The organism is Komagataeibacter kakiaceti JCM 25156, assembly GCF_000613305.1.
Genome location: NZ_BAIO01000001.1, coordinates 87,179 through 100,730, shown reverse-complemented (window position 1 = coordinate 100,730; position 13,552 = coordinate 87,179). Strand labels below are relative to the sequence as shown.

At 61.0% G+C, this 13,552-nt stretch carries 15 protein-coding genes and 1 pseudogene; 6 read left to right on the top strand and 10 right to left on the bottom strand.

Annotated features, from left to right (window positions below; genetic code table 11):
• Positions 1-255 (top strand): hypothetical protein (locus JCM25156_RS30130; protein ID WP_206777840.1); only part of this gene is annotated, 255 nt, incomplete at its 5' end.
• 280 nt (positions 256-535) lie between these two features.
• Here the strand turns inward: JCM25156_RS30130 and JCM25156_RS00505 are convergent.
• Positions 536-820: a hypothetical protein gene (locus tag JCM25156_RS00505; protein ID WP_025811519.1), complete on the bottom strand. Its 285-nt coding sequence runs from the start codon at positions 818-820 to the stop codon at positions 536-538.
• Positions 821-1,269: 449 nt separating this feature from the next.
• Between JCM25156_RS00505 and JCM25156_RS20350 the strand changes: the two genes are divergently transcribed.
• Positions 1,270-1,950 carry a response regulator transcription factor gene (locus tag JCM25156_RS20350; RefSeq protein WP_242402347.1) on the top strand — a complete coding sequence of 227 codons (681 nt, stop codon included), beginning with the start codon at positions 1,270-1,272 and terminating at the stop codon, positions 1,948-1,950.
• 74 nt (positions 1,951-2,024) lie between these two features.
• Here the strand turns inward: JCM25156_RS20350 and JCM25156_RS00495 are convergent, their stop codons facing one another.
• The 3 genes and pseudogenes from JCM25156_RS00495 to JCM25156_RS20345 form a co-directional block, all read right to left on the bottom strand.
• Complete coding sequence (locus JCM25156_RS00495) at positions 2,025-2,456, bottom strand: hypothetical protein (protein ID WP_025811517.1); 432 nt, start codon at positions 2,454-2,456, stop codon at positions 2,025-2,027.
• Positions 2,453-2,791, bottom strand: coding sequence for a rod-binding protein (locus JCM25156_RS00490; RefSeq protein ID WP_025811515.1), 339 nt, complete (start codon positions 2,789-2,791; stop codon positions 2,453-2,455). The genes JCM25156_RS00495 and JCM25156_RS00490 overlap by 4 nt, the downstream gene beginning before the upstream one ends.
• 4 nt (positions 2,792-2,795) lie before the next feature.
• Positions 2,796-3,874 (bottom strand): annotated as a pseudogene (locus tag JCM25156_RS20345) (flagellar basal body P-ring protein FlgI).
• A 462-nt stretch (positions 3,875-4,336) separates the two neighbouring features.
• Between JCM25156_RS20345 and JCM25156_RS00480 the strand changes: the two are divergent.
• Entirely contained in the window at positions 4,337-5,242 is a 906-nt protein-coding gene (locus tag JCM25156_RS00480) for a transglycosylase SLT domain-containing protein (protein ID WP_025811513.1), read from the top strand.
• Between the two features lie 55 nt (positions 5,243-5,297).
• Here JCM25156_RS00480 and JCM25156_RS30325 read toward each other — a convergent pair whose 3' ends face one another.
• From JCM25156_RS30325 to JCM25156_RS30315, 3 genes are read right to left on the bottom strand one after another with little or no spacing between them, the layout of a single operon-like run.
• The gene (locus JCM25156_RS30325; protein WP_242402346.1) at positions 5,298-6,116 is read right to left on the bottom strand and encodes a glycosyltransferase family 9 protein; all 819 of its coding nucleotides are present in this window, start codon (positions 6,114-6,116) and stop codon (positions 5,298-5,300) included.
• Positions 6,014-6,490 (bottom strand): tetratricopeptide repeat protein, encoded by a 477-nt coding sequence (locus JCM25156_RS30320; RefSeq protein ID WP_242402345.1) that lies wholly within the window; start codon positions 6,488-6,490, stop codon positions 6,014-6,016. The genes JCM25156_RS30325 and JCM25156_RS30320 overlap by 103 nt, the downstream gene beginning before the upstream one ends.
• Before the next feature lie 44 nt (positions 6,491-6,534).
• Complete coding sequence (locus JCM25156_RS30315; RefSeq protein ID WP_242402344.1) at positions 6,535-6,873, bottom strand: hypothetical protein; 339 nt, start codon at positions 6,871-6,873, stop codon at positions 6,535-6,537.
• A 627-nt stretch (positions 6,874-7,500) separates the two neighbouring features.
• On the opposite strand from JCM25156_RS30315, the gene flhA reads away from it, so the two are divergent.
• The 3 genes from flhA to JCM25156_RS00460 are packed head-to-tail and all read left to right on the top strand — an operon-like array spanning position 7,501 to position 10,556.
• On the top strand, positions 7,501-9,531 hold the full coding sequence (gene flhA, locus JCM25156_RS00470) for a flagellar biosynthesis protein FlhA (protein WP_051577431.1): 2,031 nt from the start codon (positions 7,501-7,503) through the stop codon (positions 9,529-9,531).
• 36 nt (positions 9,532-9,567) lie between these two features.
• Positions 9,568-10,086: a hypothetical protein gene (locus tag JCM25156_RS00465; RefSeq protein ID WP_025811509.1), complete on the top strand. Its 519-nt coding sequence runs from the start codon at positions 9,568-9,570 to the stop codon at positions 10,084-10,086.
• Positions 10,029-10,556, top strand: a complete 528-nt coding sequence (locus tag JCM25156_RS00460) for a hypothetical protein (RefSeq protein WP_159104938.1) — start codon at positions 10,029-10,031, stop codon at positions 10,554-10,556. The genes JCM25156_RS00465 and JCM25156_RS00460 overlap by 58 nt, the downstream gene beginning before the upstream one ends.
• Before the next feature lie 181 nt (positions 10,557-10,737).
• On the opposite strand, the gene JCM25156_RS00455 is transcribed toward JCM25156_RS00460, so the two are convergent.
• The 3 genes from JCM25156_RS00455 to JCM25156_RS00445 are packed head-to-tail and all read right to left on the bottom strand — an operon-like array spanning position 10,738 to position 13,546.
• A complete protein-coding gene (locus JCM25156_RS00455; protein ID WP_025811505.1) occupies positions 10,738-11,490 on the bottom strand; it encodes a flagellar hook assembly protein FlgD in 753 nt (250 codons plus the stop codon).
• Positions 11,487-13,049, bottom strand: a complete 1,563-nt coding sequence (locus JCM25156_RS00450) for a flagellar hook-length control protein FliK (protein ID WP_025811504.1) — start codon at positions 13,047-13,049, stop codon at positions 11,487-11,489. The genes JCM25156_RS00455 and JCM25156_RS00450 overlap by 4 nt, the downstream gene beginning before the upstream one ends.
• Positions 13,046-13,546: a hypothetical protein gene (locus JCM25156_RS00445; protein WP_025811502.1), complete on the bottom strand. Its 501-nt coding sequence runs from the start codon at positions 13,544-13,546 to the stop codon at positions 13,046-13,048. The genes JCM25156_RS00450 and JCM25156_RS00445 overlap by 4 nt, the downstream gene beginning before the upstream one ends.
• Between the last annotated feature and the right edge of the window lie 6 nt (positions 13,547-13,552).

Here is a 13,552-nt window from a genome sequence, read left to right as displayed (position 1 = left end):
GGCGCTTCCGGCTGGCTGCACGGGCGGTGGCGGCGAAACAAGGGTATCCAGAACCGTTGCCTGCCACGAAGCCGGAAGGCCGGTAGGAAGCATTCCGGGTGGGAGATTGGTGTTCTGGGGTGGATTTGCAGCCGCGACGGCGGGTGCGGGGACAGGCCTGGCCTGCTCAGGCGGCTTGCTGGACCTGCTCTGGTGCTTCCCATGTGGCTGGGAGCGTACATGCTGCCCCGCAGCCATGACGGGTGTTATGGCTGAACACGACAGGAGCATGATGACCGGAAGCGCGATATAGCGTCTCACGCCTGGGGATCTGCTGGAAAACACGTATGGTCAATCCTGAGGCAAGGATGCGGTAGCCACCCTATCGCGTCGTGAAATTATAGGGCGCAGGCGCATGGCATCCTGACATGTTCCGCAGGCTTTCAATGTTGATCTCATGAAGTACCGGGCTGGCTGGCAGCCGCTCGCCATAATCATCCGGCCATCCCGGCTTTCCACCCTTTCGGGCCATGATGGAAAGTCGGGCTGGATGGGGTCACGATACAGCCGCCTTCATCGCGGCCGGATCATGTTCAGGCAAGCATGTTGACGAGGCTTTGCGTGGCGGAATCTTTTTTCGCCGAGTTCCCGGTGGGAATGTCTGTCCCGTCGCATCGAACTGCATGGATGACTTGGAGCCGTCTATGCTTCTGGAGGCGATATTCAGGCCGTTGCTCGCCACGTTTTCCGGCTGGGTGGCGCGATGGGCCGCATGTGTAATCTCTGTCGTATTTGTGCGCATGCTTGAAGCAAGCGCCGCTGCCGCCGTAGTATCCGCCATCTCTATCGTCCTTCAAACCCGGAAAAACACGGCAGGGAAAAGACCAGCCGCTGCCATGATTCATGCTCTTCGTCTTATGGAAGGCCCACAGACACCACCTAACCATACCGTTATCAGATTATGGGATGACCATGGCTTAGCAAGGTGTTTTTTGGCCATGGAGTAAAAGGATGTTAAGGCTGATACGGTTTTACAGTGGTCAGGGGCATTTCGACACGGTTCCCTGTCCTGCCACGGACAGGCGCAGGTGCGCGGTAGAAACGGATATGCGCGGAAGCGGGTCTGTATTCCGTGCGTGAATGGCTTTCAGGATGGGTAGCGGAAGAGAACATGCGGGTACTGTGTATCAGTGACAGTTCGATCCATGGCGATGGACGGCCCTGCACCGGGTTGTCCAAGGCCGCGATAGAAGGGGCCGTATCCATGACGATGTCAGGGCCGGAAGGGTGGTGGAAACCCTGCGCCGCTCCCAGTACGACATCGCGGTCATCCAGCAGGTGAAGCCGGATGCGAAACTGTTACGTCATATCCGTAACAGCCGTGTCCCGACGCCCATCATGATCATTGCCCGGGACATAACCCCGGCAGGCGTGGCCGAGGTCCTGTCCGTCGGTGCCGATGACTGTGTTCCGGCATCGGTCGATCCCGTGGAGCTTCTGGCCCGCCTGCGCGCCATTATCCGCCGTGCCAGCGGGCATGACAGCCTGACCCTGCAGATCGGGCGGCTGACGGTGAACGTGGACCGGCGGGAGGCCTATATTGATGGCAAACCGGTCCCGCTGACCAAACGGGAATACGACATTGTCGAACTGCTGGCGCTACGTAAGGGGCAGGTACTGAGCAAGGAGGCCATGCTCGACAATCTTTATGCCGGGCAGAGCGAACCGCATGGCAAGGTCATTGATGTCATGATCTGCCAGATACGCAAGAAAATGCGCAGTATGGGCATTGAAGAGCCATTCACCACGCTATGGGGAATTGGCTGCCGTCTTAACGAGGATGCCTTCATCCCGCTCGGTGCGCGGATGAACGGTATTGACGGCTCCGTTCACCCCGCGGCGCGGGAATCCAGCATTCCGGTTACGGCGGGGATCAAGATGGTGCCGTCAGGCGGGCTGGACATGCTGTAACCCGGGAGACTTCGGAACCTGTTTTAAACAGCCTGTCAGGGCAGGCCGGGCAGGGAGCATGGGGGTATTTGGGATCAGACGTCGCTACGTAATGTAAGGGCGGTCTGCTCGATCTTGTTGACCGCATAGCGACCGGACGCGGCATAACCGGTGGATGATTCCTGCGCGGCATCCACCACAATCAGCCGGATAAGGGTATTCTGCGCCTCGATCGCATTCTGCAGGAGCTTGCGATTGGTGCGGACCAGGGCGCCAAAACGCTTTGCCGCCTCTTCCGTTCTGGGGGTCAGCAGAAGCTGCCGTGCCTCGTCCGGGGGCGTGGCCTCTTCACCGGGTGCCAGCAGGTCTTCAAGCGCCTGCATCTCTTTCTGCTTTTCAGGCAGGAGATCGGCCACGTTTTCCAGCTTCGTGGCGGCCAGAAGATCATTCTCCTTTTCCAGAACCGCGCAGACCTTCTCAAAGCTGCTCAGGAGCAGGGCTTCCATTTCATCCGGTGCGCGGGTCATGACCTGGCCTGCTCCTCAGCCTGTTCCTGCATGGCCAGTATCTGGCGGTAAACGCTATCGGCCAGCCCGATCCCGCCATTCTTGGCGATCTGCTTGCCCATTTCCTGAATCTGGAGCGAGCGGAACTGTGATTCAGCCGCCCCACCGCCAAAGGGGCCGCTCGATGTATCGACGGTATCGAACATCGGCTGGAGGAATTCGGTAATGGCCACCCCTTCAAAATCAACGGCCGCCTTGTGCGCCTGTTCCGCCAGGGCGGTGTCCCTGCTGGACTGCGTGGCTGATGCCTGCTGGTTGGCAGAGGCCAGGGAACTGGTGATGCTTCCTACACTCATACTCTTACCTTACCTCAAGATCCGCCTGCAGTGCGCCATCAGCCTTGATGGCCTGTAGAATACTGATCATATCGCGTGGCCCCATCCCGAGCGCGTTCATACCAGATACGAGGCTGGCAAGGGTCGGGCCTTCACGCAGTATCCCGAGGCGATGCGAATTGTCCGTGCTGGCGTTGATCTGTGTCTGTGGCACGACAGCGGTCGTTCCGTACGAAAAAGGCGCGGGCTGAACCACCTGCGGCATTTCCGTGACCTGAATTGTCAGGTTCCCCTGAGCGATGGCGACCGTGCTTATGCGTACATTATCGCCCATGACAATCGTGCCGCTGGCTTCATCGACAACGACCTTGGCCATGGTATCGGGTTCGATGGTCAGATCCCCGATGCGATAGAGTGTCTGCGCAGGGTCGCGCCCCGTCAGGTTGACCGCGATGGTGCGGGGGTCATCGACGCGTGAAAGCCCACGGGCGATATACTGGTTGATGGCGTTGGAAATCCGGGTCGCGGTCGTGAAATTGGGGTTGTGCAGGGAAAGGTGGATGACCCCGGTGGCCCCGAGCGCCACGGGCACCTCACGTTCGACCACACCCCCATTGGCGATATGGCCACTGGTGGGAATATTCCGCGTAACGCTGGCGGCCGCGCCCGTCGCGGAGAAGGCGTTCGTGACCAGGGAGCCTGGGCCACGGCATACACTTCGCCATCCGCCGCCTGCAGCGGGGTGACGAGCAGCGTGCCGCCGGTCAGGTCGCGGGCGTCACCCACGGCGGAAACGGTCACGTCGATATGGCCGCCCCCATGCGAGAAAGGTGGCAGGGTCGCGGTGACCATCACGGCCGCCACGTCATGCGTCTGAAGCTGGATTTCCTGATCGCGGATGTTCACCCCGAGGCGGTTGAGCATGCCGATCAGCGTTTCGCGTGTGAAAATCGTGTTGGTCAGGCGGTCGCCAGTGCCATGAAGGCCGACAACGAGACCATACCCGACAAGCTGGTTGTCCCGCACGCCTTCATAATCAACGATATCCTTGACGCGCACCGTCGCCGCTTCGGCTGGCGCGGCTACGAACATGCTAGCAAGCATGCAGGCCACCGCAAGCAGGGAGATGACCCGTCGCGCCAGTCCTGTCACGTTCCTTCCCGCGTCATGAAACGAAGAAAATCCCCTGTCATGGCTACAGGCGGGCATGGCCGCCACACTTCATGGTCGCCTTGAGGCGATTCCTCATGGAACTGGTCACCTTATGTGTTTCAGCCAATGTCTTTCCCGGGACAAGCTATAGCGTCCTGTAGAATACGCTGGCTGGCCATGACATTCAATGCTCATCACATCCTGTGGCTTCAGGCCGGCATGAAAGCCCGTCAGGAGCGAAAATCGTATTCAGGGGGCAGGGAATTGGGGTATGGGGCTACAGTTTTTTGCCAATCATGCCCGTACCGCCATGAAGGAGACAGGGGCCCATCTGTCCGGGAATGAAACCCCGGCAGGGTCACGTGACAAATAACATGAACGAAGGAAATCAGACAGCGTATGTAATAACGACAGATGAACTGTCCGGACCGGCTATACGATCATGCCACCGTACGGCAGGTTGATGCCATGATCCTGCCCTGTCGTTCATCCTTTCTGGCCTTCATGTCCCTGCCTGTCATGGGCTTCTGTCTGTCGGGGGCCATGGCCCGATCGCCAGAGGCCTCGCTCTGCGCGGACGCCACGACGCAGGCTGAACGTGCCCTGCATATTCCTGACGGGTTCCTGTCCGCCATGAGCCGGGTGGAGAGTGGCCGGACGGATCCGGATGGGGTCGTTTCCGCATGGCCATGGACCGTCAACGCGGTAGGCACCGGATACCATTACGCCACGCGGGAAGAGGCCATGGCGGCCGTGCAGACATTTCATCGTCAGGGGATCGTGTCGATTGATGTCGGGTGCATGCAGGTCAACCTGCAACAGCATCCCGATGCCTTTTCGTCCCTGGAGCAGGCGTTCGATCCGGCCCGGAACGCGCTTTATGCCGGCAATTTCCTGCTCCAGATGCATGACCGGACAGGAAGCTGGCCCCGGGCAGCGGCGGCCTATCATTCCCAGACCCCCGGTATCGGCTCCACGTATCAGTGGAAAGTGCTGGAGACATGGGCCGTTCCGCAGGATGAACGTGGCAAGCAGGCGCCCGGCCAGAAAAATGGCCAGAAAACCTCCCCTGCCGGGGCGCAGCCTCTCCCTCTTGCCAATGCGCTCAGCACGGGACGCCACAAACCTGTCATGATCGCGGCGCCCGCGGATGGAAAGGGTGGCACGGCAGATGCTCCGCCCCGCATGTTCCATCCCTTCCAGGGGAGCCGGCATTTTGATGAGCCTGCCGTGCGCAAGCCCCCAATGGCGGGTATGCGGGGGCGGACGCTGGCGTCATACCGTTCGGCCCCCGTGGCGATGGCCATGCACGGTAACTGATTGAACTACACCCGGCTCCGGCGGCACATGATGGCGTGCCCGCATTGGGGCGCGGTCAGTCTGCTTTCCAGTCCCTTACCCATTGTTGCAGGGCGGCGCCGACTTCCTTCAGGACGGGAGCGAAACCTCTCTCCTGCGCGCGGAATATGCGTATGCTCGGATACCACGGTGAGGTATCGCCTGAATCTCCCCAGCGCCAGCAGGCGTCCCACCGGCTTACCAGCCACACCGGCCTGCCAATCGCCCCGGCAAGATGCACGGGCGATGTATCGACGGATATGATCAGATCCAGACTTTCCATCAGGGCAAGCGTATCCGCCATGTCCCGGATTTCGCCCATCGGGTCGAACAGCGGCTGGCCCTGCCAGGCCGTGAGTTCCTGCCGGGGCGCACCGAACTGGAGGCTGATCAGTGTCGCATCCACCGGGGTAAGGGCGGCGCCCATCTCGGCCAGAGTGGTGGAGCGGCGCTTGTCGGCCGCCACGAACTCGGCCTGCATGCGGCGCTCTCCCGCCCAGACAAGGCCGATGCGGGGCCGACGGGCCGGAAGCATGGCGGAAAATCTCCTGACATCATGCTCATCGGCCCGAAGGTAGGGGATCCGGGCCGGAATATCGCTTTCGGATTTTACGCCTGCGACAAAAGTCAGATCCGGAATGGGGACGGCATAGCTGTAGCCTTCTTCCCTATGGAAATCCGTAAGCTTCCTGACGGTGACATCCGGAAAGGAAAGGGTAAGAAGACGCAGCAGCGGCGGCAGGGTGGCAATCGTTATTTCCGCCCCTTTCTCCAGCAGGTACGGAACGAACCGGATAAACTGGATGGTGTCGCCCAATCCCTGTTCCTGATAGACAATGACCTTCTTTCCGGCCACATCATCCCATGGCGCAGGGGGGGGAGGGACATGAACCACCAGTTGATGCCGTTGGTTAACGGGGTCCGCTTGACATAGTATTTCCCGCCTTCATGGAAGTTGCCGGCCTTGAGATGGGCGAGGGCATATCCAAACCTGATCGTCGGGTCATCCGGTGCTATCTCCAGGGCCTTTTCGTACCATGCTATGGCCAGTTCGGAATGGCCCGTACGTTCAAGCGCGCAGGCCATGTTATTCAGCAGCGCGGCCGTTCCGGGCATATGGCTGAGCCACGCGGAAAGAATCTGCAGCCCCTCGAAAGCGTAGCCCGTCTCCAGCAGGGACATGGAGATATGCTCGCACAGGCTGTTGCCTTCCTCGGGGTGGCTGGCCATGATTTCCCTGTAAAGGGCGCATCCCCCCGTAACGTCGCCCTGGGCTACGATGCGTCCGCCAGGGCCAGGCGGGCCTGAAGATTATCCGGATCATACCGCAGGACATTGCGCATGAGCGCTGCCACGATATCGTGGCGCGGCGTATGCTTGGCTATCATTCCCGCCGCGACCATGACCAGCGGGACGTTGTTCCTGTTGGCATTGACAACTTCAAGCGCGAGACGCAGGGCATCAAGCCATTGGCCCCGCAGGAAAAGGGCCTCTCCCGTCAGGGCCAGATTTTTCGGGGTAGGATCCTTCAGCAGGGCTTTCCCCCAGATATCAACATCCAGATGCTCCAGGGCCCCATTGTCACATAATGCCGCCAGGTCTGTTTTCTGCATCTTGTTTCCTATGGTTGGTGTGGAGACCAGGCTCCCGCGATCTGCCGCGAGTGTATGGGGGGATGTCAGGCCCGGCTACCGCTTAAAGCGGAAAAGGGGAAAATCCCCGCCTGGGAATGGCCGCCTGCCGCCATGGAGCCGCAGGGGATGACGCTGGATGCATGGGGAATGTACAGAGGTCGCGTGTTATGACAGGCATCCATCTATCCGCCGGGGATACATACGTGCCGCGCCCCTGAAAAAATGCCGGATGGGCACTGGTGTACGGGCCTGTCGCCCGGCTATACCGCTTCGTGCATGGCACCTGTTTTCCAGCCTTGCTCAACACTGACGATAACGGTTACTTTCTCCCCGTAAAGACGGCCTTACGACCGGAATGATACATTGGCCGCACAGGTCATCGCCATGACAGACTGCGCCGGAAACGCCACGTTGCCAGGATGCGCGAAAGGAAATGTAGTCCTTGAATACTGCCGATGGCACCTCAGTCAAGAAGCAGGCGGACAGCAAGCTGACTGATAGGACTACCGCAGCGCGACTGAAGCTTTCGTCCGCCTCGCACACGCTGGCCCGTTCGGCCGAGGCCCTGCGCAAGGGGGATGGAAGTCCCTTCCGTGGCGTTCGCTTATTCCCGGCACCGACATCGGCCTCGCCCTTGGCGTCGTCCTGCTCCTTTCCATCCTCATCCTGCCGCTGCCGACGTTTATCCTTGATCTGGGGCTGTCCCTGTCGATCACGTCATCGGTGCTTGTTCTCATGGTGGCGCTGTTTCTGGAGCGGCCACTGGATTTCACGTCGTTTCCCACCCTGCTCCTGCTGACGACCCTGCTGCGCCTTTCGCTTGAGATCGCGACCACGCGGCTGATCCTCAGCCATGGCAGCGAGGGCACCTATGCCGCCGGTCACGTCGTGGCCGCTTTCGGCGGGTTCCTGATGGGGGGCGATGTCGTTATCGGCGGGATCGTGTTCTGCATTCTTCTGGTCGTGAATTTCATGGTCATCACGAAGGGATCGGGCCGCATCGCGGAAGTGGCGGCCCGCTTCTTCCTTGATTCCATGCCCGGCAAGCAGATGGCCATTGACGCGGATCTCTCATCCGGGGCGATCAACGAGCGGGTGGCGCGGCAGAAGCGCAAGGAACTGGAAGAGGAAAGCTCCTTCTACGGCGCGATGGACGGGGCCGCCAAGTTTGTGCGCGGTGATGCGATCGCGGGCATCATCATTACCGCGATCAATATCGTCGGTGGTCTGGCCATCGGCATTCTGCGCCACAGCATGCCGCTGAGCGAGGCGGCCAGCACATTCACCACGCTTACGGTTGGTGACGGGCTGGTCTCGCAGATTCCGTCCCTTCTGGTTTCGACCGCCGCCGGTATCGTCGTGACCAAGGGGGGAACAGACGGTTCGGCGGATGTCACGCTGGTCCGGCAACTGGGTGGCAATCCAAAGCCACTGGCCATTGCGGGCATGCTCTCGGCCCTTTTTGCCTTCATGCCGGGCCTGCCCGCCTTTCCCTTTCTCGCCATTGCCGTCGCCGCGGGTTTTGGCGCGTGGGTGCGTTATAAAGCGCCGGTTCAGGATGCCGATGGCGATGTGACTGAGGTCACGGCCCAGCCCGCCGTCGCGCCGATTTCCGAAGTCATGAAGCTCGACCTCCTGCGGCTGGAAATCGGTTTTGGCCTGTTGCCCCTGACCAGCGGCGAAAACCCGCAGTTGACGGAGCAGATCAAGGCCCTGCGGCGTACCGTTGCAACCGAGATGGGTTTCATAACCCCCCCCGTGCGCATACAGGACAACATCCATCTTCCCTCGGAGCGATATGTCATCAAGCTCAAGGAAATCGAGGTTGCATCCGGCGATGTGAAGCCCGGGCGGCTGCTGGCCATAAGCCCGTCCGGTGGAGCCCCGCCCCTGGCGGGTGACAAGACGACGGAACCGGCATTTGGTCTTCCCGCCGTATGGATCGCCCCATCACTCAAGGCCAAGGCCATTGCGCTGAAGTGCACCGTAGTGGATCCGCCAAGTGTTATCGTCACGCATCTTAGCGAGATGGTCAGGCAGAACCTGCCGGATCTCCTGACTTATGTCGCCACCCAGTCCCTGCTGGATGAACTCCCGCGTGAGCAGCAGAAGCTGGTCAATGACCTGATTCCTTCCCAGGTTCCGCTGAGTACGGTCCAGCGTGTCCTGCAGGCGCTACTGGCCGAACGTGTCTCCATCCGTGACCTGCCGACCATTCTGGAAAGCATTCAGGAAGGGTGCAGCCTTGGCCTGCGCGGCGTGCAGAACCTGACCGGGCATGTGCGCATCCGCCTGTCCCGGCAGATATGCAACGCGCTGATCGGGCCGGCCGGGTATATTCCGATGATCACCCTTTCCCCGGAATGGGAGGCCGATTTCATATCGCATATCACCGGACCGGCGGAAGAGCGGCGTCTGGCCATGCCACCGAGCATGCTGAACACGTTCGTCATGAAACTGCGTGAAGTCTTCAATACCGTCTCCACCGCCGGAGAGGTGCCGGTCATTGTTGTTTCAACGCCAGTACGTGACGCCATGCGTTCGATCGTCGAGCGCGTGCGGCCGTCGGTTTCCGTTCTTTCGCAGTCCGAGATATACCCACGTTCCCGCATCAAGACGGTCGCGACAATCACGTGAATGCAAGACCGCAGGCAGTATAGAGACCGATAGAGCATGCAGGCCATGGCCCCAAACACCGACCCCGGACAGACAGAGCAGGCCAGTGCGGACCCGCAGGGCAGGATATTGACCGCTGGCGCTCCGGTCGCTGACGCCCGGCCGCCCGGTGTACGGCAGGATACCGGCCGGGAGGCCATGTCCGTTTCGAACACCGGGGGCGGCCGGATGGCGCGGGCCAGTGCGGCTGGTAGCGGCACGCTGGAACGGATGGGGCAGCGTTCCCTCAACGCGGAGACATATGCCGCCGGGGTGGAACTGCCGATCCGTCCTTCGGTGGAGGATGTGCTCCGGTGGCACGCGATCCCGCAGCCCCTGATTGCTGCCCTGTCCGGTGGGTATCTCGCCAACGGACTGGATGAACTGCTGTCGTTTGGCACCCTGCCGATCGACAGGCCCGCCCCCCTGGCCTTTGGTGGCCTTCGGGTGGGGGGAAGACGCTTGCGCTTGCGAAGATCGTGGCGCGCTACGTCATGGCCGGTCAGGGCAAGGATGTACCGCTCCCCTATGTGGTGATCTGTGACCAGAACCCCGGGGATTTCGAGAAGCTCGCGGCCCTTCTCAAACCATTCAGAATCCCCGTCATTCAGGTCGGGACACCCGATGCGCTGGTGGATGCGGTAAGCCAGCGGCGCAAGGGGCAGCCATTGCTGCTCGACCTGCCCGGGGTGTGCGTCTATTCCCCTGTCAGCATGGCCAGAATGATGCGGATGGTGGAAAGCATCGGCGCTGAACTCACTCTTGTCCTGCCCGCGGGGATGGATGCCGAGGAATCGGCCGATATCGGCGCGGCCTTCGCCCAGTCCGGCGCATTGACAATGATTGCGACCCGAATGGATCAGGCGGGCCGGATTGGTGGTATCGTCACGGCCGCCGCCTGTGGGCTGACCCTGACCTATGCCGGATGTTCATCGGCGGTCGTGGGCGGACTGGCCACGCTGAGCGCGCCCATGCTGGCCAAAAGGCTCCTGACATTACCCGCCTGAAGGTATCTGCGAAGTCTGAGATCCATCAAGGATTGGCTAAAAAGCCAGTCCTTGAGAGATCACGCAGATCATAAGGAAGTTTTCGGTGACGCTTTTTTACAAAAAGCTTCAGGAAGCGCCGCCTTCCTGAAAAAAGGCGGCACGCAGATTTTTATCGGTCTGAACCCGCGTGCGTGAGGGATCAGGAGCCCGTATTGCTGCTGCTGCCGGAGATATTCGTTACCTCGGACATCGGAATATCCGCGGTACCCATCTCCACTTCCATGTCAGAAGTACCCTTCGTTACGCCTGTGATGGTGCCGTTTACCGTGAACGGCACGGCGGATGTGGTGCCTGAGGAATCAATCGTTTCCACGGCCACGCTATAGGCCCCGTTCGACAGCGTGTTGCCGCTGTTGTCCGTGCCATCCCAGGTCCAGGTATTGGTGCCGGAATTGGCCGTAACCACGGCGTCCTTGACGATGGTGCCGGAAGAATTCGCCACGGCGATGGCCACAGTTTCACCGGATGTGCCGCTGAAGCTCAGCGAGGCGGAGCCGTTCTGGAGGGGCAGCGTCGTCGAATCCGCAGTCGCCGTCTGACCAACAAGACTGGTGTCCGACGTCATCTGGCTGTCTTCATTCAGGGAAATCAGGGTCGCGAGGTTCTGGTTCGTCTCGACCTGCTGTTCCACTCCGGCAAACTGCGCAAGTTCCGATGTAAAGGTATCGGTACTCATCGGGCTGCTCGGGTCCTGGTTCTTGAGCTGCGTCGTCAGCAGGGTCAGGAACGTGGTGTAATTATCAGCCAGGGAGGACAGGGCCGCCGTGGAACTGCTGGCCGAGGTGCTCGTGCTGCTGCTGGCGCTGGCCGCAGCCGTGTTGGCTGAACTTTTGGCAGACGATTCCGCCGCCTGGAGAAGTTGGCTCTCACTGCTGATGGACGACGTCGTCATTGCCTCTTTTCCTTCCTGTTACCACTCCCACCATTCGGGTCATGCGGTAATGTTGATCCCTTTTCCGGCGTATGTGCGGCCAGCCCCTGTGGTTGCATTGCTGGCGCCGCCTTCAATGTCAACTCCCCCCTGGGCCGGGGAGACAAAACCACTCCCCCACGCACTGCCCTGGAATGACTGCCCCCCATTCTGTCCGGCCCCGTTGCCGGACATGCCCCCTGAAGCGCTGCCATCATACCCGGCATCGCCACTGGCGCCTGATCGGTCAGGTTGGCGCCATTATCGGTGGCGGCGACAACATCGATCTTCAGGTTGCCGACTTCCATGCCGGTCGCGCCCAGCGCCGTCACCAGTTCATGCCTGTTGGTGGCAAGATGGCGGGCCGTCGCTTCATCCTCGCTTTGCAGGACGATCCCTGTCGTGATGCCGTCGGTCCCTTCAAGACGGACATGAACCGGCGTGGAATCAGCCGTCATGATGGTCATGGAAACAGAGGTCTGGCCATCGGCGGAGCGGGAAATCCCGGGGGAAGACAGGATCTGGTTTCCTGCTTCATCTTCCTCATCCGTCTGGGTCTGCGCCTGGACCGACTGGGTATCCGTTGTCTGCCCCGCATGTTCGAGAGTGAATGCACTCGGGGCGGAAAGGTCGGTGGAAAGGGTCATGGAAGCGGGTGACGCGGTGCCTGCCTGCTGCTGCGCGTCATCGCCCCGTTCACCTTCGGATGTTCCGGAATGGTCGGACAGGCCATTTCCCTGATGTTCCGTGCCCGCCACAATCCCGGCCCCATCCGTCGGGGCCGTGACGGCATTATATCCAGCCGATGCCGTGTGATCTGGTGAGGTGGCCAATGACGCCAGACTGTCGCGACTGTCCGCACGGGCGGACGTTTCCACCGTAATATTGCTTACGCCTGCTGTCTGGGACTGCTGCGGCGTTGTCGTGCCATCACTGGCCTGCGCGGGCTGGGCCGATACGGCAACTGGCGTGGTAGCGGAAGATGACGTTGAGAGCGCGGCCGGGGAAGTCCTGCCGGACAGGGGGGAAGACACGGCACTCCCCTGGGACATCACCGGAGCCGTTGCCTGCTGCCCGATAGAGGCCAGCAAGGTGTCCATTTCCGTCGGGGCCGAGGCGGACACTGTATCCGTGCCCGTGCTGGAATCCTGTGTGGGCTGGAGGCTGTTCGTAGCCGGAATGGACACGGACGCAATCTGTGTCTGTTTCGCGCGTGGGGTGACACTCCCATCCGCGACGGTGGCCGGAGACAGGGAGGACGGCGTGGCGCCCGGCATGGTCTGGGCGGATGGCGCGGACTGCGCCGGGCTGGCGGAAGACAGGGCCGCCAGTATGGTATCCAGCGCGGCAGTGACGGACAGCATGCTCCCTGTCTGCACGCTTCCCGATGTCATGGTGGAAGCCGCCGCCGTACCGGTAGCCGATGAACTGGATGTTCCAACCGGCTTTTGCCCCTGTGGGGCCGTGGTCTGCGCGGGCATGACCGTCTGGGCCAGCATGAGCGCGGGCCATGCCTGCATGCCCTGTACCTGCAGGCTCATATCCGTCGTGGGGTCGGTGGTGCCGGATGACTGGTCCTGATCTCCATCAAGCCCGACGTGGTGTCTTTCGCCAGTGTGGGGGCAGGGGTATCATCCGTCTGTGTTGGCAGGGAAAACTGTGTGGCCGCGATGGATGTGCCATCCTGCGTACCGGCTTTTTCCTGTGCGCCAGAGGTCTGACCAGCCTGCTTGGAAGATGATTTTACGTGACTGTCCTGCGTTGACGGGTCCGATGTCATTGCTGCCGCATTGGCGGTTCCGCTGGTACTGGCGCGGCCATGCGTTTCCTGTCCCTCGCCATCGCCCTGGCCGGAGAGACCCCGGATCATGGCCCCGAAGGTATTTTTTTCCTTCCCGCTCCGCTTTCTGGAAGTGGAGGAGGATGAGGTCGTCGTGGTTCCGGACTTCTGCGATGTCGGGGTGCCCAGCCGGGTCGACTGGGGCGTTTCCTGTGCCGGGTTGGGAATGCGCGACGCTTTCGCCACCGTAATACCCATCAGATA